This window comes from Nocardia miyunensis NBRC 108239 (genome assembly GCF_001613065.1).
In the GTDB taxonomy this organism is placed as follows: Bacteria; Actinomycetota; Actinomycetes; order Mycobacteriales; family Mycobacteriaceae; genus Nocardia; species Nocardia miyunensis.
This window is the reverse complement of sequence record NZ_BDBQ01000051.1, coordinates 26,190-52,753: the sequence shown is the minus strand read 5'-3', so window position 1 is coordinate 52,753 and position 26,564 is coordinate 26,190. Positions and strand designations below refer to the sequence as shown.

Here is a 26,564-nt window from a genome sequence, read left to right as displayed (position 1 = left end):
CCGGGCGGGCTAGTCGGTGATCACCACCCGAACCTCGTCGGTCGCCGCATCGGTGGAGTCCCGGGACGTGGCGAACCAGTGGGTGACCTCGGCGTCGGCGAGGTCGTCGGCGATGTCCGCGCCGGTCGGGAGGACCGACAGGGCGCCAGCGGTGGCCGAGGCCAGGAATTCGGCCAGGGCCGCGGGGCCCGCGGTGGCGGCGGTGAAGGTCGTCGACTCGTAATCGATGCCGTTGTCCTCGCGGAGGGCCTCGGCGTGGTCGAGGGCCTGTTCCTGGGTCAGGGTGAACCAGGAGCCGTCGGTGTGGCGGGCGATGAGGGCCGGGTGGTCCTCGTGCAGCGGGCGCAGGCGATCGGCGTAGGACACCGGATGCGCCGGGGCCGCCGCGAGTTCGGCCTGCACCTTCGGGTCGGTCGGCACCAGCCAGCGCACCGACTTCGCCGCCGGTTCCAGCGTGATGCCGAATCCCGCTCCGGCCGAGACGATCTCACCGAAGGACAACCCGTCCGCGAACAACGCCGCGGCACCGGCCTTCTGCACCGCCCACAGGGCGACCACCGCCTCGACCGAACGCGGCAGCGCCACCGCGACGATATCGCCGGGGCCGACACCGCGTCCGATCAGCACCCGCGCCAGCTGCGAGGACCGCGAATCGACCACCTGATAACCGATTTCGGACTCGCCGACCAGTAGCGCGGGAGCCTGCGGATCCTCCTCGACGACCGCGCCCAGCGTCGTGGCCACGGTGCGCGCGCCGACCCGCGCGGACGCGGGTTCGGTTGCCGCACCGCCGGATTCGACCAGGATCCGGGCGCGTTCGTCGGCATCGAGGATATCGATGTCGGCCACCAGCGCGTCCGGATCGCCAACCAGCGCCTCGAGCACCCGCTCCAGCCGCGCGGCCAGGGTTCGCACCGCGTCCTCGCTGTACCGGCTGGTCAGATACTCCAGGTTCGCCACGATCGTGGTGTCGGCGGTCACCGTGATGGTCAGCGGATAGTGCGTGCCGCCCTTGAAATCGATACCGGTCACCGAGACGCCGTCGATGGAGCTGGCGGCGGCGATCGCCTCCCGATCCACCGGATAGGACTCGAAGACGATCAGCGAGTCGAACTGCGCGCCGAGTCCGGCCACCCGCAGGATGTCGGGCAGGCCGACGTAGTGGTGGTCCATCAGCGCCGCCTGCTCGCCCTGCAGTCCGGTCAGCAGATCGGCGACCGTGCGATGATCGTCGACCCGCACCCGCACGGGCAGGGTGTTGATGAACAGGCCGACCATCGATTCGATGCCGGTCAGCTCCGCGGGACGCCCGGACACGGTCGCGCCGAACACCACGTCGCCGCGGCCGGTCAGGCGACCGACCAGCAGACCCCAGGACGCCTGCACCAGCGTGTTCACGGTGATCCCGAGATCGGCGCAGAACTTGCTCAGCCGCTGGGTCCGCTCGGCGTCGAGTTCGATGCCCACGTGCTCGATCTCGACACCGTCGACCGACTTCGGTTGCGGCGCGATCAGAGTCGGCTCGTCCACACCTGCGAGCGCCCGCGCCCACGCCTGCAGCGACTCCTCGCGGTCGCGTACCGACAGCCAGGCCAGGAAGTCCCGGTAGGACGCCACGTGCGGCAGCACGCTCGCGTCGCCGTGCACCGCGTACAGCACCAGCAGATCCCGCATCAGCAACGGCATGGACCAGCCGTCGAACAGGATGTGGTGCGCGGTGATCGCCAGCCGCCACTGCTGCGCGTCGCCGTCCGCATCGAGCTTGTACAGGCCGAACCGGATCAGCGGCGGCGTCGCCATGTCGAACTGCACGGCACGATCCTCGGCGAGTTGCCGCGCCAGCTCGGCCTCCCGCCGATCGGCGGGCAGATCGGTGAGATCCGTTTCGCGCCAAGGCACTTCGACCCGATCCTGGACGATCTGCACCGCTTTGCCGTCCGCGTCGGTGGTGAAGGCGACCCGGATGTTGTCATAGCGATCCACCAGGGCCTGCGCCGCCGCGTGCAACCGGTCGGCGTCCAGAGTTCCGGTGAAGTCCAGGCGTGCCTGCTGGCTGTAGACGTCCATGGTGGCCTCGGACATCATCGCGTGGAAGAACAGACCCGACTGCAACGGCGAGAGCGGCCACACCTCGCGCATCGCGGGGTACTTCCGCTCCCACACCGTCTGATCGGCCGGATCGACCTCGACCAGCGGACCGGTCGGCAGTTCCGGCTCGGAGCCGCCGAGCACCGCACCGGCGGCGATTCCGGCGATGGTGCGCCGCTCGAACACCGCACGCGCGCTGAACATCACACCGCGCGCCTTGGACCGCGACACCAGCTGAATCGACAGGATGCTGTTACCGCCGATGCCGAAGAAGTCGTCATCGACACCGATACCGTCGCGCCCGAGCACGTCGGCGAACACCTCGGCCACCACCTGCTCGGTCGGCGTCGACGGCGCGCGGTAGGGAGTGGACTCGAATTCTGGCTCCGGCAACGCCTTTCGATCCAGCTTGCCGTTCACGTTCAACGGCAGCGCGTCGAGCACCACGAACGCGGCGGGCACCATGTACGAGGGCAGGTTCGCGGACAGCTCCGAACGCACCTGCGCCACATCGAGATCCACCTCCGAGGTCACCAGATAGGCGACGAGCCGATCACCCAGGCGCGGATCCGACTTGGCCAGTACGGCGGTCTGCGTGACCTGCGGCAACGCCAGCAGCGCGGCCTCGATCTCACCCAGCTCGATCCGGAATCCGCGAATCTTCACCTGGAAGTCGGTGCGGCCCCGGTAATCCAGCTCACCGGCGGCATTCCACACCGCCAGATCTCCGGTCCGGTACATCCGCTCACCATCGGCGAACGGGTCGGCCACGAACCGATCCGAGGTCAGCTCCGCGCGGCCGAAATATCCGCGCGCCAGCTGCGCACCGGCCAGATACAGCTCGCCGGGCACCCCGGCGGGCACCGGACGCAACCGCGAATCCAGCACGTACACCTGGGAATTCCACTCCGGCACACCGATCGGCACCGACGTCACATCGGCCTCGCCGACCTGGTGACTGGTGATCGAGACGGCCGCCTCGGTGGGCCCGTACAGGTTGAACAGCCCGGCCGCATTGCCCGTGCGGAAGCGCTGCGCCACCGAACCCGGCAGCGCCTCACCGATCGCCAGCACCTGCCGCAGCGAATCCGGCAGCGCCCCATCGGATTCGGTCAGCAGCGCGTCGAGCATCGAGGGCACCACGTGCAGCGTCGTCACCGACTCGCGCGCCATCAGACCGTTCAGGTACTCCGGATCCTGATGACCTTCGGCGGTGGCGACGACCAACCGGCCACCGCAGACCGCGGCGGTCCAGAACTCCCAGACCGACAGGTCGAAGGTGGCGGCGGTCTTCAGCAGCACCGAATCGTCCGCCCCGAGCCCGAATTCCGCGGTCTCCCACAGCAACTGGTTCACGATCGCCGCGTGTGGCACGGCCACGCCCTTCGGGCGCCCCGTCGAACCGGAGGTGAAGATGACGTACGCGGTGTTCTCCGGACGCAGCACGCCGAGCCGCTCGGCATCGGCGATCGGCGAATCCTCGCCACCCTGGTCCGCATCGATCCGCACGACCGGCGCGATCGTGGTCTCGAACGCGGTCTCGGCGTTGGTCAGCACACAGACCGGGGCCGCGGTGTCGAGGATGTAATCGGTGCGCTCGGCGGCCTGATCCGGATCCACCGGCACGTACGCGCCACCGGCGGTGGCGACCGCGTACATCGCCACGACCAGATCCACCGACCGGCGCAGCGCCAGCGCGACCCGCGCCTCCGGCCCGACACCCAGCGAGATCAGCTGGCGCGCAAGGCGATTCACCCGAGCACTGAGTTCGGCGTAGCTGATCGCGGCGCCGTCGGGTGCGATCAGCGCCGTCGCATCGGGCGTGCGCGAGACGGTCCGTTCGAGCAGCGACACCAGGGTCGCCGAGCGATCGGTCTCGTGCGCGGTCGCGTTGCGGTCGGACACCAGCTCGGTGACCTCGCCCGCGTCCAGGTAGTCCAGATCGCCCACGGCCCGGTCCGGCGCGGCGACGATCTCGCCGAGCAACCGCACGAACCGGTCCGCGAAGATCTGCGCCGTCTCGCGGTCGAACAGATCCGTCGCATAGGTGAGGTCACCGGCGATGCCGAGCGGCGCGCCCGACTCGTCGTATCCGTCGCCCACGATCAGATGCAGGTCGAACTGCGAGATCTCGACGTCCACGTCGAGTCCGGACACGGTCATTCCGGGCAGTTCCAGACTGATCCGGGCCAGGTTCTGGAACGACATGCCGACCTGGAACAGCGGATGCCGCGCGGTGGAACGCTCCGGGTTGAGCACCTCGACCAGACGCTCGAACGGCACGTCCGCGTGCGCGAACGCCTGGATGTCCGACTCCCGCTGGGTCGCCAGCAGATCGGTGAACGACGCGCCGGACTCGACCTGTGTCCGGAACACCAGGGTGTTCACGAACATGCCGATCATGTCGTCCAGCGCGGCCTCACCACGACCCGCGATCGGGGTGCCGATCGCGATGTCCTCGGTCCCCGACAGCCGCGCGAGCAGCACCGCCAGCGCGGTGTGCACGACCATGAACAGCGTCGCGCCCTGCTCGCGGGCAACGGCCACCAGCGCGGCGTGGGTGTCGGCGTCGATCCGCAGACTCACCGTGCCGCCGGCGAAGGACTGCACCGCCGGGCGCGGCCGGTCCGCGGGCAGGTCCAGCTGATCGGGCAGATCGGCCAGCGCCCTGCGCCAGTAGCCGATCTGCTTGGCCGCCAGCGATTCCGGATCGTCCTCCGAGCCGAGCACCGCGCGCTGCCAGATGCTGTAGTCCGCGTACTGCGCCGCCAGCGGCTCCCATTCCGGGGCCGCGCCCGCGGAGCGAGCGGCATAGGCGGTCATCAGGTCCCGCGTCAACGGACCCATCGACGAACCGTCGCCGGAGATGTGATGCACCACCATCGCCAGCACGTACTCGCCCGTGCCGTCGGCTCCCGCCGCCGACACCTCGAACACGGCCACCCGCAACGGCACCTCGGCGGTCACGTCGAACGAGGCCGAGAAGAACTCGAGCACCGCCGATTCGACCGAATCCGCCTCGGTCACCCGCACATCCAGCGCCGGAATCGCCTGCACCGCAGGCAGAATCACCTGCACCGGCCCCTGATCGGTCTCCGGATACACCGTCCGCAGCACCTCGTGCCGGGACACCAGATCGCCGATCGCGGCCCGCAGCGCGGGGATGTCCAGCGCACCGGTCAACCGCACCGCCATCGGCACGTTGTACGCGGTGGACTCCGGATCGAACCGGTTCAGGAACCACATCCGCTGCTGCGCGAGCGACAGCGGAATTCGTTCCGGCCGTTCCAGACTGCCGATCTCGACCCGGTCACCGCGGCTCTGCGCCGCCACCGCCTCCGCGAGCCCGGCCACCGTCGGCGACTCGAACAGCGAACGCACCGTGACCGTAGTGTCCAGTGCCGCGCCGATGCGCGCGGTCACCTGGGTCGCGATCAGCGAGTTACCGCCCAGGGCGAAGAAATCGTCGTCCGCGCCGACCCGGTCCACGCCGAGCACCGCGGCGAACACGCCCGCCACGACCTCCTCGATCGGGGTGCGCGGCGCGCGGAACAGCGTCTCGGCCTCGAATACCGGCTCGGGCAGGGCGCGCCGGTCCAGCTTGCCCACCGGGGTCAGCGGGATGCGGTCGAGCACCATGATCGACGCGGGCACCATGTAGGCGGGCAGGCGTTCCTGCAGGTGTGCGGTCAGCGCGCCGACGTCGATCGAATGATCCTGCGCGGGAACGACATACGACACCAGCGCGGTCGATCCGGCCGCACCGCGGTGGCCGAGGGTGACCGCGAAGCCGACCGTCTCGTGCGCGGTGAGGGCGGCGTCGATCTCACCCAGCTCGATGCGGAAACCACGCACCTTGACCTGGAAGTCGGACCGCCCGACGTACTCCACCGAACCGGCCGCGGTCCACCGGACCACGTCACCGGTGCGGTACAGGCGCCCGCCCGGCACGTACGGATCGGCCACGAACCGCTGCGCGGTCAGGCCGTTGCGCGCGTGGTAGCCCCGCGCGAGCTGGATGCCCGACAGGTACAGCTCGCCCGCGACGCCCACCGGCACCGGCCGCAGCCGCTCGTCCAGGACCAGCAGGCGCATACCGCGGATCGGACCGCCGAGGGCGACCGGCTCCTGCGGCGCGAGCGCACCGAGGGTCGTCGCGATCGTGGTCTCGGTGGGCCCGTAGACGTTGTGCATCCGGCGCAACGTCCCGTCGGCCAGCGGAACGACCCACTTGGCGACCAGGTCCGCGGGCACCGCCTCACCACCGGCGGTCAGCACCCGCAGGCTGTCCAGCCCGGTCGGATCGACCGTGGACAGCGCGGCCGGGGTGATGAACGCGTGGGTGACGCCCTCCGCGCGGATCAGGTCGGCCAGTTCCGCACCGCCGTAGACGCCCGGCGGCACGATGACCAACCGCCCGCCCGCACCGACGGCGAGCAACAGTTCCAGGATCGACGCGTCGAAGCTCGGCGAGGCGAAATGCAGTGCCCGCGTTGTGGAATCGAGCCCGTAGAGCTCCACCTGCTCGTCGCGGAAGTTGGCCACACCCGCGTGCGTGACCATGACGCCCTTGGGGACGCCGGTGGAACCGGAGGTGTAGATGACGTAGGCCGGATGCGCCGGAACCAGCGGCCGCACCCGATCGGCGTCGCTCACCGCGGCCGAGTCGAACGCCGCGGTGTCCAACTCGTCCAGCACGAGCCACTCCAGCGAATCGGGCAGCTGAACGCGCACCGACGCGACGGTCAGGCCGACCCGCGCACCGGAATCGGTGAGCATGTGCGCGATGCGGTCGGCCGGATACGTCGGATCGATCGGCACGAACGCCGCGCCCGACTTGGTCACCGACCACTCCGCCAGATATGAGTCCAGCGACCGCGGCACCGCGACGGCCACCAGGTCCTCGGCCCCGAGGCCGCGCTCGATCAGCAAGCGCGCCAACCGGTTCGACCGCTCGTCGAGTTCGGCGTAGGACAGACTCCGGCCCCACGACGAACCCGCCACGGGCGCGTGCCCCTCCACCGCGGCGGTCGCCTGCGGATCGCGAGCCACGGCCTCGGCCAGCAGCTCCGGCAGCGTGCGCGGCGCGCTGGCCGGGAGGCCGGTGCGCGAGATCAGGTCCGCGCGCTCGCTGTCCTCGATCAGCTCGAAATCGTCGACCGCCGCGTCCGGGCGCCGCACGATCTGGCGCAGCAATCGGACGAACCGGGCCGCGATCACCTCGACCGATGCCTGATCGAAAAGGTCACGGGCGAAGGAGAACTGGGCCGAGATGCCCGAGCCGTCACCCGACTCGCGCAAAGTCAGCGACAGGTCGAATTTCTCTATGCCGGAATCGAATTCGACCCCGCCGACCCGCAGGCCGGGCAGCTCGAACGTCGTCTCGGGCATGTTCTCGAACGACAATGCCACCTGGAACAGCGGATTGCGCGCGGTGGACCGCTCCGGCGCGAGCAACTCCACCAAGCGCTCGAACGGGATGTCCGCGTGCGCGAACGCCTGCAGATCCACCTCGCGGGCATCGGCCAGCAACTCCAGGAAGCTGCGCTGCCCGCCGACCTCGGTCCGCAACACCAGGGTGTTGACGAACATGCCGATCAGGTCGTCGAGTTCGGCCTCGCCGCGACCCGCGATCGGCGTGCCGACGGCGATGTCCTCGGTGCCGCTGAGCTTGGCCAGCAGTACCGCCAGTGCGGCGTGCACGACCATGAACAGCGTGGTGTTCCGCTCGCGGGCGATCTCCCGCAGCGCCTCGTGCACCTCGGCGTCGATCGGGAACAGCACGTGCCCGCCGCGATACGACGGCACCGCCGGGCGCAGCCGATCGACCGGCAGGTTCAGCTCGTCGGGCAGATCGGCCAGCGTGGTCCGCCAGTACTCGGCCTGTGCGGAGATCACGCTGTCCGGATCGTCCTCCGAACCCAGCACCTCGCGCTGCCAGACGCTGAAGTCCGCGTACTGCACCGGCAGCGGAGTCCAGGCCGGGGCGTCACCGGCCGCGCGGGCCGCGTAGGCCAGCATCAGATCCCGGGTCAGCGGGCCCATCGACCAGCCGTCCGCGGTGATGTGGTGCGCGACGAACACCAGGACGTACTCCGCGTTTTGCCCATCGGACGCAACCGCGAGGCCCGCATGATCACGCTCGGCTGCCGACTCCGCCCCGGTGGTGCCGTGTCCATCGGGCACGACCGCAGGGCCAACGTGGTCAGGCTCCGCCTCCGGTCCTGACCCGGCCGCGCCACCAGGTGCGTCGATGCGCAGCAGGCGAGCCCGCAGCGGGATCTCGGTGGTGACGTCGAATGCGGCGGTGACCAGTTCGAGGACCGTGTCCTGCACCGCATCCGGCCGCACCGGCACCGGCGTCAGATCCGGAACCGCCTGCGCGACAGGCAGAATCACCTGCTGCGCGAAGCCCTCGCGCTCCGGGTAGACGGTGCGCAGCACCTCGTGCCGCTCCACCAGGTCGCGCACCGCGGCCTGCAGAGCGTCCAGGTCGACGTTCCCGGACAACCGCACCGCGGCGGGCACGTGGTAGGCGGTGGAGTTCGGATCGAACCGGTTCAGGAACCACATCCGCTGCTGCGCCAGCGACAGCGGCACCTGCTCGGGCCGCACGGTCGCCGCCAGCGCGGGCCGGGCGACATCGGAACCGGCGTACTGCGCCACCCGCGCGGCCAGTTCGGCCACACTGGAGCGTTCGAACAGCTCCCGCACCGACACCCGCGTCCGCAGGGCCGTACCCAGCCGCGCGGTCACCTGCGTCGCGATCAGCGAGTTGCCGCCGAGGGAGAAGAAGTCGTCGTCCGCGCCGACCCGGTCCACACCGAGCACCTCGGCGAACACGCTCGCCACGATCTCCTCGATCGGCGTGGACGGCGCGCGGAACTCGCGATGGGCGAACTCCGGCTCCGGCAACGCCTTCCGGTCCAGCTTGCCGCTGGTGTTCAGCGGGAATTCGGCCAGTTCGACCACCGCGGCGGGAATCATGTAGGCGGGCAACGATTCCGCGGCGGCGGCCAGCAACTCGCGCTGATCGATCGCCTGTCCGGGCGCGGGCACCGTGTAGGCCACCAGCTGATCGCCCAGATCCGAGGGCAGCACCAGCACCACGGCCTGACTGACCGACGGATGCGCCAGCAGCGCCGATTCGATCTCGCCCAGTTCGATGCGCTGACCGCGGAACTTCACCTGGAAGTCGGTGCGGCCGATGTAATCCAGCACCGGCTCGCCATCGGTGACACGCCAGGACACCAGGTCACCCGTGCGGTACATCCGCGCGCCGGTCGTGCTGAAGGGATCGGCGACGAACCGGTCCGAGGTCAGATCCGGACGCGCCACATAGCCGCGCGCGAGCTGGTCACCGGCGAGATACAGCTCACCGGGCACCCCGGCCGGAACCGGCCGCAGCCGCGAATCCAACACGTAAACAAGGGAATTCCACTGCGGCGCACCGATCGGCACACTCAGCCGGTCGTCCTGCGTAGCGGGCCAGTAGGTGATCGAGACCGCGGCCTCGGTCGGACCGTACAGGTTGTGCACCGTCGCGGCGGAGATCGAACGCATCGCCGCCACGGTCTGCGGCGGCAGCGCCTCACCGATGACGAATACGTCGCGCAACGTCGGCACCGCACCGGCCGGGGTGTGCGCGGCGAACACCGTCAGCATCGACGGCACGAAGTCGGTGACCGTAACACCCTGCGCGGCAATGGTTTCGGCGAGATATTCCGGATCGCGATGCCCGTCGTGCGTGGCGACGACCAATTTCGCCCCGGCCCGCAGCGGCATGAAATAGCCCCAGAGCGAGACGTCGAACGTCGTCGCGGTCTTCTGGAAGTAGACGTCGCCCGCGCCCATCGGGTACTCGGCGAGCATCCAGGTGATCTGGTTGTGGATCGCGGCGTGCGAGACCGCGACGCCCTTCGGGCGGCCGGTCGAACCGGACGTGAAGATCACGTACGCCGGATTGTCCGGCAGCACCGGACCTTCCAGCTCGTCCGGCTCCAGAGGCGTGACCTCGAAACCATCCAGATCAACGGTCTCCAGATCCAACACCTCGATACCCGCAGGCACCTCGACCGCGTCCGCGGTACGAGTCAGCACACACACCGGCTGCGCGGTCTCGAGCACGTGCGCGATCCGCTCGGCCGGATGATCCGGATCCAAAGGAACGTAAGCACCACCGGCAGTGATCACCGCGTACATGCTCACGACCAGATCGATCGAACGACGAATCGACAGCGCGACAAGCGACTCCGGACCCACACCCGCCCAGATCAACCGGCGCGCAAGCAGATTGACGCGCTCGTCGAACTCGCGATAGGTCAGCTCCGCACCCTCGTAGCTCACCGCAACCCGATCCGGATGCGCGGCCACCGTACGGCGATACCCGTCCAGCAGCAGCTCCGGCGCGACCTCGTGCCGAGTATCGTTCCAGCGCACCAGGATTCGATCGCGTTCGGCGTCGTCGAGCAGTTCGATCTCGCCCACGCGCCGATCCGGCCGGTCCACCAGGACGTCCAGCACGCGCAGCAGGCGTGCGGACAGTTCCTCGACCTGCTCGTCGGTGAAGTGGCTGACCAGGTACTTCATCGCCAGCACGACGGTCGCCTCGGCGCTCACCATCACCGTCATCGGGTAATGCGTGTCGTCGTACATGCCCGCGCCGGTCACCGACATGCCGTCGATGGAACTGGTCGCCTCGATCGCGTCCTTGTCCACCGGATACGACTCGAACACCACGAGCGAGTCGAACCCGACACCGGTACCGGCCACCCGCTGGATGTCGGTCAGGCCCACATAGTGGTGATCGAGCAGATCGGCCTGATCCGCCTGCAGACCGGACAGCAACTGCCCCACCGACGTTGCGTCGTCCACACGCACCCGCACCGGCAGGGTGTTGATGAACAGGCCGACCATCGATTCGACGCCCGGCAGTTCCGCCGGACGACCCGACACCGTCGCGCCGAACACCACGTCGTCCTGGCCGGTCATCCGGCTCAGCAGCACACCCCACGCCGCTTGGATCAGCGTGTTGACGGTGATGCCCAGCTCGGCGCAGTACCGCTTGATCCGCTCGGTGCGCTCGGCATCGATCTCGGTGACCTGGCGGCCGATCTCGTAGGTCTGCTCCTCGACCGCGATCCGCGGTGCGAGCAGCGTCGGCTCCTGAACCCCGGACAGCGCGGTCTGCCAGGCGCGCAGCGAGGCGTCCCGGTCGCGACCGGCCAGCCAGGCCAGGTAGTTCCGGTAGGGCGCGACGCGCGGCAGCACGCTCGCATCGCCGCGCACCGCGTACAGCATCAGCAGATCCCGCAGCAGCGGCGGCATCGACCAGCCGTCCAGCAGGATGTGGTGCGTGGTGATGACGATCTGCCAGTCGTGCGCGGCCGTGCGGTAGAGCGTGAACCGCAGCAGGGGCGGCGCGGACATGTCGAAGTGCTCGGCCCGGTCCGCGGCCATCAGCCGCTTCAGCTCGCTATCCCGTTGTGCCTCGGGCAGATCCGTGAGATCCACCTCGCGCCACGGCGCTTCGACCTTGTCCAGCACGACCTGTACCGAGCGGCCGTCGGCATCGGTGACGAAGGCGGTGCGCAGGTTCGGGTACCGCACGAGGATGCCCTGTGCGGCCGTGCGCAGCCGGGTGATGTCGACCGCGCCGCGCAGCCCGACGGTGGACTGCACGGTGTAGACGTCGACGCCGCTCTGCGCGAGCAGCGCGTGGAACAGCAGACCCGACTGCAACGTCGACAAGGGCCACACGTCGATCAGCGCCGGATAGTTCCGCTCCCACACCGCGATATCGGCCTGGGTGGCGGGCACCAGCGGCAGATCCGACGGGGTCAGGCCACCGGCGTCCGGGCGGCGGGCGTGCCGCGCCAGCGCGGTCAGCGCCTCGACCCACAGATCGGCGAACTCCTGCACCTGCTCGCGGTCCAGCAGACCGGTCGGGTAGGTGAACGACGCGCCCAGGCGCAGGCCCTGCTCGCCGTCGGTGACGATCGCGTTGATGTCGACCGCGCCGTTGGCGGGCATATCCGCGTCCTGGCCCACCGAAAGATCACCCAGGTCGTCGACCGGCACCCAGCCGAGCTCGGCGAGCTCCTCGGGCACCTCACCGGCGGAGATCCGGCCCAGGTAGTTGAAGCTGATCTGTCCGGGATCGCCCAGCTGCGAAGCGGTTTCGGGGTTCAGCCGACGCAGCAGGCCGTAGCCCAGGCCCTTGTCGGGCACGGCAAGCAGCTGCTCCTTGATCGCCTTGACCACCGTGCCCAGCGCCGGTCCACCGGCGAACGCGTCGGCCAGATCGGCGCCGGCCGGATCCAGCCGCACCGGATAGGCGGTGGTGAACCAGCCGACGGTGCGCGAGAGGTCCGCACCGGGCACGACGTCCTCTTCGCGGCCGTGTCCCTCGACCCGGATCAGCGAGGCGTCACCGGTGCGCGGACGCCACCGCGCCACGGCCAGCGCCAGCGCCGAGAGCAGTCCGTCGTTGACCCCGCCGTGGTACAGGCCCGGCAGGGTGGTGAGCACGGCTTCGGTGACGTCGGCGGGCACGCTGACGCGCACCTGATCCACGGTCGCATTGGTGTCCACCGCCGGATCGAACGGCCGCGAACCCAGCTGCGGGTCCGGGGTCGCCGAAACCCGTTGCCAGAACGGCAGTTCCGCCAGACGTTCGGAATCGGACGCGGCTTCGGCCAGGGCGTGCGCCCACCGCCGCATCGATGTGCCGTTGGCGGGCAGGGCCACCGGCTGCCCGGCCGCCAGCTGCGACCAGGCCATCGCGAAGTCCGGCAGCAGGATGCGCCAGGACACGCCGTCGACCACGAAGTGATGGCCGACGATCAGCATCGCGTCGCGGCGCGCGCTGCCCGCCTCGGCGGCGAACCACACGAACTGCATCATCGCCGCGTTCGCCGGATCCAGACGTCCCAGTGCCGCATCGAGTTCCGCGGTCGCCAGCCGGTTCAACGCCTCGGCGTCGATATCGCCGGGCACCTCGACGCGATGCAGCAGGGCGTCCACGTCGACCGCGCCGGGCTCGAGTGCCTCGAAGACCCAGCCGGTGTCGGCGTCGCCGCGCAGCCGCGAACGCAGCACGTCGTGGTGCTCGAAGACCGCGCCGATCGTCGCGACCAGCGTCTGCCGGTCGATGCCCTCGGGCAGGCGAACCGTCATCGACTGCGAGAAACGCTCGTACGACGAGCCGCTCGACAGCAACTGCGTCATGATCGGCGTCAGCGGGATCTCGCCGACCCCGGCGCCGGGCAGCTCCGCCAGCCGCTGCCGCTCGGAAGCGTCACCGCGCGTGGCGATTTCGGCCAGCGAGGCCACAGTACGCCGTTCGAACACGTCGCGCGGGGAGAACACCACGCCGCGCGCCTTGGTCCGCGACACCAGCTGAATGGACAGGATCGAATCGCCGCCCAAGGAGAAGAACGAATCGTCCACGCCCACCTGGTCGACGCCGAGCACCTCGGCGAACACCTCGGCGATGATCGTCTCGACCTCGCCGACCGGTGCGCGGAATTCCCGCGGCGCGAGTTCGGGTTCGGGCAGCGCCTTGCGATCCAGCTTGCCCACCGGCGTCAGCGGGATCTCGTCGAGCACCACGATCGCCGAGGGGACCATATGCGGCGGCAGGGTCCGCGCGACATGGGCGCTCACGTCGGCCGGATCGACCGCGCGACCCGCGACGCCCAACACGTACGCCACCAGAATCGTTGCGCCAGCGCCGGTTTCGCGTCCCATGGTGAAGGCGAACTCGACGTCCGGGTGGGTGCCGAGGACGGCGTCGATCTCACCCAGTTCGATGCGGAAGCCGCGGATCTTCACCTGGAAGTCCGAGCGTCCCACGTAGTCCAGCTGCCAGGCCACCGACGGCAGCGCCTCGTTACCGGCCCGCTCGCCCGGTTCGGCGAACCAGCGCACCACGTCGCCGGTGCGGTACATCCGCGCGCCCGGCGCGCCGAACGGGTTGGGCACGAAGCGATCCGCGGTCAGATCCGGCCGGTTCCGGTATCCGCGAGCCACGCCCGCGCCCGCCAGATACAGCTCACCCGCGACACCCGGCGGCACCGGATGCAACCGCGCGTCCAGCACCAGGGCCGACATGCCGTGCACCGGCTCGCCGATGGTGACGTGCCGTCCCGGGAACAGCCGCGCGTACGAGGAGATGATCGTGGTCTCGGTCGGACCGTAGGCGTTGAAGTACTTGCGGCCGGGCTGCCACTTGGCGAGCAGTTCCGGCGTGGTGACGTCGCCGCCGACCGAGGCGACCAGCAGCTGATCCTGTTCCGCCGGATCCACGGTGCCCAGCACGGCCGGGGTGATGATGACGTGCGTCACCCGCTCGGTGTGCATCAGCTCGGCCAGATCCGGGCCGCCGATGATGTTCGCGGGCGCGATCACCAGCGTCGCGCCGGTGTAGAAGGCGCACAGCCATTCCAGCACCGACGGGTCGAAACTCGGCGAACAAATATGCAGCATGCGATGCCGCGATTCGAGTTCGTAGTGCCCCACCGCGACGTCGACCAGGCCACCCAGACCCGCATGGGTCACGGTGACGCCCTTGGGCCGTCCGGTAGAACCCGAGGTGTAGATGACGTACGCCGGATGCCGCATCCGCAGCGGCGTGAGCCGGTCCGCATCGGTGATCGGCTCGGCGGACTGCGCCGCGCACAGCCGTTCCGTCGACGGATCGTCCAGGACCAGCCAGTCCACCTCGCCGGACAGGCTCGCCACCTGCGCCGAACCCGTAATGCCCAGTACCGCACCGGAATCGGTGAGCATGTGCGCGACCCGGTCCGCGGGATAGGTCGGGTCCACCGGCACGTGCGCGCCACCGGCCTTGGTGACCGCCAGCACGGCCAGCACCATCTCGTAGGAACGCGGGAAGGACACGGCCACAAGCTTTTCCGGTCCGACGCCGCGCTCGATCAGCACGCGCGCCAGGCGCGAGGACCGTTCGTCGAGTTCGCCGTAGGTGATCGAACGCCCGTCGTAGCGCACCGCGATCCGGTCGCGGCCCAGCTCCACGCCGCGGCTCATCAGATCCGGCAGCACGCCCGTCGCCATGACGTCGTCGCCGTGCACGTGTGTGAGCAGCTCGAATTCCGGCGCGGTCAGCAGCGACACGTCACCGACCGAGGCATGCGGATCGGCGGCCAGCACGCTCAGCAGGCGCACGAACCGGCGGGCCAGCACCTCGACCGTGTCATCGTCGAAAAGATCACGCGCGAAGGAGAATTCGGCCTGCATACCGGAGTCGTCGAGCGACTCGCGCAGGGTCAGCGACAGGTCGAACTTCTCGATACCGGACTCGAATTCGACCGCGCCGACCCGCAGACCGGGCAGTTCGAATGCGGTCTCGGGCATGTTCTCGAACGACAACCCGACCTGGAACAGCGGATTGCGCACGGTGGACCGCTCCGGCGAGAGCATCTCCACCAGACGCTCGAACGGGATGTCCGCGTGCGCGAACGCCTGCAGATCGGTCTCCCTGGCCTGTGCGAGCAACTCGTCGAAGCTCGCCTCCGGCCGCACCTCGGTCCGCAGGACCAGGGTGTTGACGAACATGCCGACCACGTCGTCCAGTTCGGCCCGGCCGCGCCCGGCGACCGGTGTGCCGACCGCGATGTCCTCGGTTCCGGACAGCTTCGCCAGGAACGTCGCGAGCGCGGCGTGCACGACCATGAACAACGTCGTGTGCCGCTCGCGCGCCAGGCGCTGTAGTGCGGCGTGCAGGTCGGCCTCGATGGTGAACGGCACCCGTCCGCCGCGATAGGTGGGCACACCCGGCCGCGGCCGGTCGACGGGAAGATTCAGCTCGTCGGGCAGGCCCGCCAGCGCGCCGCGCCAGTAGTCGGCCTGTGCGGCCAGCACACTGTTCGGATCGTCCTCAGCCCCCAGCGCCTCGCGCTGCCACAGGCTGAAGTCCGCGTACTGCACCGGCAGCGGCGTCCACGCCGGAGCCTCGCCGGTCCGGCGGGCCGCGTAGGCGAGCATCACGTCGCGGGTCAACGGGCCCATCGACCAGCCGTCCGCGGTGATGTGGTGCGCCACGACGACCAGCACGTGTTCGATCGCCTCCGCGGTCTCCACGCGCAGCAACCGGACCCGCAGCGGCACTTCGGCGCTCGCGTCGAAGCCCGCGGTGACCAGTCCGGTGACGGTCTCCGGCAACGCATCCGGCCGCACCGCGATCGGCTCCAGATCCGGAACCGCCTGTGCCACAGGCAGAATCACCTGATGCGGCAGGCCGTCGCGCTCCGGGTAGATCGTGCGCAGCACCTCGTGCCGCTCGATGACGTCCCGTACCGCGGCTTGCAGCGCCGAGGTGTCCAGCTCGCCGGTCAACCGCACCGCGACGGGCACGTGATAGGCCGCGGACTGCTGATCGAACCGGTTCAGGAACCACATCCGCTGCTGGGCCAGCGACAACGGCACCAGCTCCGGCCGCGGCCGGGCGACCAGCGCCGGACGGTCGGCGGCCTCGGAGCCCTGCTCGACCTTCACTGCCAGACCCGCGACCGTCGAGGACTCGAAGATCGCGCGCACCGGGACCTGCACGTCCAGTGCCGCGCCGATGCGCGCGGTCACCTGGGTCGCCAGCAGCGAGTTGCCGCCGAGGGCGAAGAAGTCGTCGTCGACGCCGATCCGCTCGACGCCGAGCACGTCGGCGAATACGCCCGCGACGATCTCCTCGATCGGCGTGGACGGCGCGCGGAAGGCCGCCGCCTCGAACTCCGGCTCCGGCAGCGCCCTGCGGTCAAGTTTGCCGTTCGCGTTGAGCGGCAGCACATCCAGGACGACGAACGCCGAGGGCACCATGTACGAGGGCAGTTGCGCGACCAGGTGGGCACGCAGCGCCTCGATATCGATGCTCCCGTCCGCGGGCACCGCGTAGGCGACCAGCCGATCGCCTGCGCGCTCGTCGGAGTGCACGATCGCGACCGCCTGCGCGACGGAATCGGCCGCGGTGAGGGCGGATTCGATCTCACCGAGTTCGATGCGCTGACCGCGCAGCTTGACCTGGAAGTCGGTGCGGCCCATGTAGACGATCGCGCCGTCACTCGTGTGCCGGACCAGGTCACCGGTGCGGTACATCCGGGAGCCGTCGTCCCCGAACGGATTCGCCACGAACCGGTCCGCGGTGAGGTCGGCGCGGCCCAGATAGCCGCGCGCGGTCTGCGCGCCCGCCAGATACAGCTCACCCGCGACACCCACGGGCACCGGGTGCAGCCGCGAGTCCAGCACGTACGCCTGGGCGTTCCACACCGGCGAGCCGATCGGCACCGCGGTGCTCACGTCCTGCGCGACCGGCGCGTAGGTGGCGTGCACCGTGAATTCCGTCGGTCCGTAGAGGTTGTGCAGTCGCGCGGACACGCCCAGGCGGCCGAACGCCGCCACGGTGTCGGGCGTGAGCGCCTCACCGGCGACGAACAGGATGCGCAGCGCTTCCAGCTCCCGCGCCGACACGCTGTCCGCGAACACCCGCAGCATCGACGGCACGAACGAGGTCATGGTGACCCGCTCGGCCTCGATCAGCTCGGCCAGGTACCGCGGATCGCGGTGACCGTCCGGGCTCGCGATCACCATGCGCGCGCCGACGGCCAAGGGGGCGAACAACTCCCACACCGACACGTCGAACGTCGCAGGGGTCTTGAACAGCACCACATCGTCCGAGCCGATGCCGTATTCGCCGGTGATCCAGGCGATCTGGTTCAGCACGGCGGATGCGGGCACCGCGACGCCCTTCGGGCGGCCCGTCGAACCCGAGGTGAAGATCACGTACGCCGGATTATCCGGGCGCACAAGCCCTTCCAGCTCGTCCGGCTCCAGAGGCGTGACCTCGAAACCATCCAGATCAACGGTCTCCAGATCCAACACCTCGATACCCGCAGGCACCTCGACCGCGTCCGCGGTGCGAGTCAGCACACACACCGGCTGCGCGGTCTCCAGCACATGCGCGATCCGCTCGGCCGGATGATCCGGATCCAACGGAACGTAAGCACCACCGGCAGTGATCACCGCGTACATACTCACGACCAGATCGATCGAACGACGAATCGACAACGCCACAAGCGACTCCGGACCCACACCCGCCCAGATCAACCGACGCGCAAGCAGATTCACCCGCTCATCGAACTCCCGATAGGTCAACTCCGCACCCTCGAAGGACACCGCCACCCGATCCGGATACGCGGCTACCGCACGGCGATACCCGTCCAGCAGGGAGGTGTCCTCGACCCGATGTCCGGTGTCGTTCCAGTCGCGCAGAATCAGCGCGCGCTCGGCCTCCTCGACGATCGCCAGTTCACCGGCGGCAGTGGTCGGAGCGGCGGCGATCTCGCCGAGCAGACGCAGGAACCGGGCCGCGAAGCCCTCGACCGTCGCGGCGTCGAACAGATCCGTCGCGTAGGTGAAGTAGCCGTCCATGCCGTTCGGCCGGCCGGTGTCGTCGTAGCCGTCGGCCAGGAACAGGTGCAGATCGAACTGCGAGATCTCGGTGTCGACCTCGATCCCGGACAGCGTCAGACCAGGCAGCTCCAGATTCGTCACGCCCATGTTCTGGAAGGACAGACCCACCTGGAACAGCGGATGCCGCGCGGTCGAGCGGACCGGGTTGAGCACCTCGACCAGACGCTCGAACGGCACGTCCGCGTTGGCGAACGCCTGAATGTCGGTCTCACGCTGGGTTTCCAGCAGATCGGTGAACGTCGCCGCGGCATCGACCTGCGTGCGGAACACCAGCGTGTTCACGAACATGCCGATCATGTCGTCCAGCGCGGCCTCACCGCGACCCGCCATCGGGGTGCCGATCGCGATGTCCTCGGTCCCCGACAGCCGCGCCAGCAGCACCGCCAGCGCGGTGTGCACGACCATGAACAATGTCGCGCCCTGCTCCCGAGCGAGATCGACCAGCGCACTGTGCAATTCGGCGTCGATCCGCAGCGCGGCCTTTCGACCGGCGAAGGACTGCACCGCCGGACGCGGCCGGTCCGCCGGCAGATCCAGCTGATCGGGTAGATCCGCCAATGCCGTCGTCCAGTAGGCGGTCTGCTTGGCCAGCAACGATTCCGGATCGTCCTCGCTGCCCAGCAGCGCCCGCTGCCAGATGCTGAAGTCCGCGTACTGGACCTCCAGCGGGGCCCAGCCCGGGGCGTTTCCGGTGGAACGGGCCGCGTAGGCGGTCATCAGATCGCGCGTCATCGGGGCCATCGAGGAGCCGTCGCCGGAGATGTGGTGCACCACCATCGCCAGCACGTACTCGTCCGGACCGACCTCGAACAACGTCACCCGCAACGGCACCTCGGCCGTCACATCGAATGTGGCGGAGAAGAATTCGAGCAGGAGCGCCTCGATACCCTCGGCATCGGCCTGGCGGACCACCAGCTCGGGCACCGACTGTCCGACCGGCAGGACGACCTGCACGGGACCGGTCTCGGTCTCGGGGTAGACCGTGCGCAGCACCTCGTGCCGCGCCACCACGTCGGCGACGGCCGCACCCAGTGCGGACACGTCGAGTTCGCCGGTCAGCCGCACCGCGATCGGCACGTTGTAGGCCGCGGACCGCTGGTCGAACCGGTTCAGGAACCACATCCGCTGCTGCGCCAGCGACAGCGGGATCCGTTCCGGACGCTGCGCCGCACACAGTGCCGGACGGCCGCCGGTGTGCTGCTCGACCCGGGTCGCCAGTCCCTCGACCGTCGAATTCTCGAAGACCGTGCGCACCGGCACCCGGGCGTCGAGTGCGCTGCCCAGACGCGCGGCCACCTGGGTGGCCAGCAGCGAGTTGCCGCCGAGGCCGAAGAAGTCGTCGTCCAGGCCGATCCGCTCGACGCCGAGCACATCGGCGAACACGCCCGCCACGATCTGTTCGATCGGCGTCGTCGGGGCGCGGAACTCGGTGGCCTCGAATTCGGGTTCCGGCAACGCTTTTCGATCCAGCTTGCCGCTGACGTTCAACGGGAACTCGGCCAGCACCACGAACGCCGCGGGCACCATGTACGAGGGCAGGCTCCCCGCGATCGCGGACTTCACCTCCGCGACGTCCAGCGCGCCGTCCGCCGGGATCAGGTAGGCGACCAGGGTGTCGCCGAGGCGCTGATCCGCACGCGCCACCACCGCGGCGCGGGCGACCTGCGGCAGCGCCAGTAGCGCCGCCTCGATCTCTCCCAGCTCGATCCGGAAACCACGAATCTTCACCTGGAAGTCGGTGCGACCTCGGTAATCCAGCTCGCCATCGGCATTCCACACCACGAGGTCACCGGTGCGGTACATCCGCTCACCATCGGCGAACGGGTTGGCCACGAACCGGTCCGAGGTCAGGTCGGCGCGGCCCAGATAACCGCGCGCGAGCTGCACACCGGCCAGATACAGTTCACCGGCCACCCCGTCCGGCACCGGACGCAACCGCGAATCCAGCACGTAGACGCGGGAATTCCACTCCGGCACACCGATCGACACCGATATCGCCTCGGCCGCGGTGACCTCGTGGTTGGTGATCGAGACCGCGGCCTCGGTCGGGCCGTACACGTTGAACAGTCCGGACGCGTTGGCCCGCAGGAACCGCTGCGCCACCGAACCGGGCAGCGCCTCGCCGATCGCCAGCACCCGCCGCAGCGAACTCGACAGCGCGTCGGCCGATTCGGTCAGCAGACCGTCCAGCATCGAGGGCACGGTGCCCAGGGTCGTGACACCCTCGCGGGCCATCAGGTCGTTCATGTAGGCCGCGTCGCGGTGCCCGTCGGGCGCGGCGATCACCAGGCGGCCGCCGGTCAGCGCGCCGGCCCAGAACTCCCAGGTCGAGACGTCGAAGGTGGCCGCGGTCTGCAGCAGCATCACATCGCCGTCGTCGATGCCGAATTCGGCGACCTCCCAGAGCATCTGGTTCACGATCGCGCCGTGCGAGACGGCCACGCCCTTGGGGCGGCCGGTCGAACCGGAGGTGAAGATCACGTACGCGGTGTTCTCCGGACGCAGCACGCCGAGCCGCTCGGCTGCCGCGACCGGCCCGTCCGAGACGTCCGACAGATCCAGTTCATCGATGCGGACCACCGGCGCGACCTCGGTGCCGAACGCGGTCTCCGCGTTGGTCAGCACACACACCGGCGCCGCGGTCTCGAGGATGTAGCCGGTGCGCTCGGCGGGCTGATCCGGGCCCAGCGGCACGTAGGCGCCACCGGCGGTCACCACCGCGTACATGGCCACGACCAGATCCACGGACCGGTCGAAGGCCAGCGCGACGCGCGACTCCGGCCCGACGCCGAGCGAGATCAGGTGCCGCGCAAGGCGGTTCACGCGACGATCCAGCTCGTCGAAGGTGATCCGGCTGCCGTCCGGGCCGATCAGGGCCACCGCGTCCGAGCGGGCGCTCAGGGTCGCGGCGAGCAGCGACGCCAGCGTCGCGGAGGTATCGACCGCATGGTCGGTTGCGTTGCGCTGCACCAGAATCCGGCTGCGCTCGGCACTGTCGAGCAGATCGAGATCGCCGACCGCCGTACTCGGATCGGCGGTGATCTCCGCCAGCATCCGCACGAAGCGATCGACGAAGCCCTGCACCGTGGCGTGGTCGAACAGATCGGTGGAATAGGTCAGATAACCGCTGATGCCCTGGGAGGCGCCGGATTCGCCGTAGGCGTCCGAGACGATCAGGTTCAGGTCGAACTGCGACTGCCGGGTGTCGAGTTCGAGCGCCGACACGGTCAGGCCGGGCAGTTCCAGTCCGGTCTGGGCCAGGTTCTGGAACGACAGGCCGACCTGGAACAGCGGATGCCGCGCGGTCGAGCGGACCGGGTTGAGCACCTCGACCAGCCGCTCGAACGGCACATCGGCGTGCGCGAAGGCCGCGATATCGGTTTCCCGTTGCCGCGCGAGCAGATCGCTGAACGATTCACCGAGATCGATCCGCGTCCGGAACACCAGCGTATTGACGAACATGCCGATCATGTCGTCCAGCGCCGCCTCGCCGCGACCGGCCATCGGCGTGCCGATGGCGATGTCGTCGGTGCCGGACAGTCGCGCCAGCAGCACCGCGAACGCGGTGTGCACGACCATGAACAGCGTCGCGCCCTCGGTGCGCGCCAGATCGGCCAGCGCACGGTGGATTTCGGCGTCGATCCGCACCTCGACCCGGCTTCCGGCGAAGGTCTGCGCCGGTGGCCGCGGGCGATCCGAGGGCAGGTCCAGCTGATCGGGCAGCTCGGCCAGGGCCGCACGCCAGTACGCGATCTGCCTGGCCGCCAACGATTCCGGATCGTCCTCCGAGCCGAGCAGCTCGCGCTGCCAGATGCTGTAGTCCGCGTACTGCACGGCCAGCGGAGCCCAGCCCGGCGCCTCGCCCATCGCGCGAGCGGCGTACGCCGACATCAGATCCCGCGTCAGCGGGCCGAGCGAGGAACCGTCACCGGCGATGTGGTGTATCACCATCGCCAGCACGTACTCGACGCGATCCGCGCCGGTGATCTCGAACAGCGTGACGCGCAGCGGAACCTGGCTCGTGACATCGAAACTCGTCGAGATGAGCCCGGCCATGGCCGCCTCGATCTCGTCCGCGGCGACCGCGATGATCTCCAGCTCCGGCACGGCCTGCCCGACGGGCAGGATCACCTGCACGGGGCCGCCGGGCTTCGACTCGCTCGCCGTGACCTCCGGGTACACCGTGCGCAGGACCTCGTGGCGGGCCACCAGATCACCGACGGCCGCCCGCAGCGCCTCGACGTCCACCGAGCCGCGCAACCGCACCGCCATCGGCACGTTGTACGCGGGCGAGGACTGATCGAACCGGTTCAGGAACCACATCCGCTGCTGCGCCAGCGACAGCGGAATCCGTTCGGGCCGTGGGCCCGCCACCAGCGCGCGGTGACCGGATCCGGCCTGACGTTCCACGCGCGCGGCCAGCACGCCCACCGTGGACGCCTCGAACAGCAGCCGGACCGGAACGCGAGTGTCGAGCGCGGCGGACAGGCGGGCCGCGACCTGCGTCGCGATCAGCGAGTTGCCGCCGAGTTCGAAGAAGTCGTCGTCGACGCCGACCATCGTGTCCAGACCGAGCACGTCGGCGTAGGTGTGCGCGACGATCTCCTCGATCGGCGTCGCGGGCGCGCGGAATTCGCGCACCTCGAACGACGGCGCGGGCAGCGCGCGACGGTCGAGTTTGCCGTTGGGGCTCAGCGGCAGCGCGTCGAGCACGATGATCGCCGAGGGCACCATATAGGACGGCAGCAGGCCGGTCAGATGCGTCCGCAGCGCCAGATCGTAAGCGGCGGAATCGAATTCGGCTTCGGACTGCTCGGCGCGCACGACGTACGCGACGAGCCGGGCTCCGGTGCGATCGTCGGACCGCACCATGGCCACCGCCTGCGCGACGGTCTCGTGCGCCCGCAGCGCGTATTCGATCTCGCCGAGTTCGATGCGCAGACCGCGCAGCTTGACCTGGAAATCGGTGCGGCCGCGGTAGATCAGCTCACCGTCGGCGGCACGGGCGACCAGGTCACCGGTGCGGTACATGCGCCCGCCCTCACCGAACGGATCGGCCACGAACCGATCCGAGGTCAGGTCGGTGCGGCCCACATAACCGCGCGCCAGCTGCTCGCCCGACAGATACAGCTCGCCCGCGACACCCACCGGAACCGGCCGCAACCGCGAATCCAGCACGTACGCACGGGTATTGAAAACCGGGCGGCCGATCGGCACGAGATCGATGTCCGCGTCGGTCACCTCGTGATAGGTGACGTCGACCGCGGCCTCGGTCGGGCCGTACAGGTTGTGCACCGCCGAACCGGTCAACTCGCGCAGCCGATGCGCGGCCTCCGGGCCGAGCGCCTCACCCGAGGAGAACACCATCCGCAGCGAACGACACTGCGCCACAGCCGATTCCGCGACGAACACCGACAGCATGGACGGCACGAAGTGCGCCACCGACACACCCTCGGCCGCGATCAACTCCGCCAGATACACCGGATCACGATGACCATCCGGCTTCGCGACGACCAGTCGCGCGCCGATCTGCAACGGCCAGAAGAACTCCCACACCGACACGTCGAACGTCGAGGGCGTCTTCTGCAACACCACATCGTCCGAGGTCAGCCCGTACTCGGACTGCATCCAGACCAGGCGGTTCACGATCGCCCGGTGCGAGACCGCCACACCCTTCGGGCGACCGGTCGAGCCCGAGGTGAAGATGACATACGCGGTGTGCTGCGGCAGCAGCGGACCGACCCGCTCCGCATCGGTGACCGGCGCGTCGGAGTAGCCGGACAGATCCAGCTCGTCGAGCAGCAGCACCGGCGCGCCCTCGGGCGCGAATTCGTCTGCGGCGGTGGTGAGTACGCACGCGGGCCGCGCGGTCTCGAGCACATGGGCGATGCGCTCGGCGGGCTGCTCGAGGTCGAGCGGAACGTATGCGCCCCCGGCCTCGACCACCGCGTGGATGGCGATGACCAGTTCGAGCGAACGACGCAGGCCCAGGGCCACCGGCACGTCGGGACCGACACCCGCCTCGATCAACCGGCGGGCCAGGCGGCGCACGCGAGCGGCGAATTCGGAATACGACAGCGTCCCGGAGGGACTCGATGAGGGGTGGTGGTCGGGCGACGGGTGGGCCAGAGTTGTCCCCTCGAACGTGAGCGCGGGCCCCTCCGGCGTGCTCGCCGCCTGCGCGGCGAACATCGACGGCAGCGTGGCGGCACGGCCCGCGAGCGCGGCGTCCAGATCGAATCGCGTGTCGTTCCACACGCGCAGTTCGAGTTCGGCCTCCCGCGCATCCAGCAGCGGCAGATCGCCGACCGGCCGGTCCGGGGTCACCGCGACGGCCTTGAGCAGCCGCACGAACCGCCGCGCGAACTGCGCGATGGTGCCGGTGTCGAACAGGTCGGTGGCGTAGATGAACTTGGCGCTCATCCCCGCGGGCACGGGCAGGCCGCCCTCGGCGCCCTCGGGGACCTGCATCCGCTCGGTCAGTTCGAGCTGGAGATCGAATTTGGCCGTCTCGATGGGCAATTCGACGCCGTGGATGGTCAGGCCGGGCAGCTCCAGCGTGGTCCGGCCGGTGTTCTGCAACGACAGCATCACCTGGAACAGCGGATGCCGGGCCTGCGAACGGGTCGGATTGAGGATCTCCACCAGCCGCTCGAACGGCAGGTCCGCATGTCCGAAGGCGGCGATGTCGCCGCCCCGGACCGCGCGCAGCACATCGGCGAAGCTCGACTGCGCCTCGACCTCCGTGCGCAGCACCAGCGTGTTGACGAACATGCCGATCATGTCGTCGAGCGCGCGTTCACCGCGGCCCGCGACCGGCGTTCCGATCGCGATATCGGTTTCACCGCTCAACCGGGACAGCAGCACCGCCAGCGCCGCGTGCACGACCATGAACATGGTCGCGCCGTGCGGACGGCCCAATTCGGCCAGGCGGGACTGGGTTTCGGCATCGATCTCGAAGGTGTGGATCGTGCCGCGGCCCGAGGCCACCGCCGGACGCGGCCGGTCGGACGGCAGATCCAGCTGCTCGGGCAGCCCGCGCAACGTCTCGGTCCAGTACGAGATCTGCTGGGAGATCAGCGATTCCGGATCGCTTTCCGAACCGAGCACCTCGCGCTGCCACAGCGCGTAGTCCGCGTACTGCACCGTCAGCGGCTGCCAGGCGGGCTCGCCGCCCTCGACGCGGGCGCCGTAGGCGGTCATCACGTCGCGGGCGAACGGGCCCATGGAGAAACCGTCGCCGGAGATGTGGTGCACCACCACGGCCAGCACGTGTTCGGTGGGGCTGATCTCGAACAGCCGGGCCCGCAGCGGGACCTCCGCTGTCACGTCGAAGCCGGTCAGCACCAGCTCGGACAGCTGCCCCGGCAGCTCGGCCTCGGTGATGTCGATCGGCGTCAGATCCGGGATCACCCGGCTGGTCGGCACGATCTCCTGGTATGCCGCCAGCGCGGGCTCGCGGGAGTCCAGCGCCGCCTCGGGATACCGGGTGCGCAGCGATTCGTGCCGCGCCAGCACGTCGGCGACCGCGATGTGCAGGGCTTGGCGGTCCAGCAGACCGGACATCCGGACCACGACCGGGATGTTGTCGACCGCGGACTCCGGATCGAAGCGGTTCAGGAACCACATCCGCTGCTGTGCCAGCGACAGCGGAATCCGCTCCGGACGTGCTTGCGGCACAAGCGGTTTGCGAGTCGAGCCGACGGTTCCGGACTCGGCGCGCGCGGCCAGTGCGGACACCGTGGACGCCTCGAAGATCTCCCGGACGCTCAGATCGGTGTCGAGCGCGGCCGACAGGCGGGCCGCGACCTGGGTCGCGATCAGCGAGTTGCCGCCCAGGGCGAAGAAGTCGTCGTCCAGGCCGACGCGTGCGACACCCAGTGTCTCGGCGAAGATCTCCGCGACGATCTCCTCCACCGGCGTGGTCGGCGCGCGGAACACCGCCGCCTCGAACACCGGCGCGGGCAGCGCCTTGCGGTCCAGCTTGCCCGAGG

The 26,564-nt window shown here is 69.5% G+C and carries 1 protein-coding gene (only partly in view); it reads right to left on the bottom strand.

Annotation, left to right across the window (positions count from 1 at the left end; translation table 11 throughout):
* Positions 1-9: 9 nt before the first annotated feature.
* Positions 10-26,564 carry the 3' portion of a non-ribosomal peptide synthetase gene (locus NM2_RS22235; RefSeq protein ID WP_067672114.1) on the bottom strand. It continues 23,902 nt past the right edge of the window, so the window shows 26,555 of its 50,457 coding nt (coding positions 23,903-50,457); the start codon falls outside the window, past its right edge; the stop codon is at positions 10-12.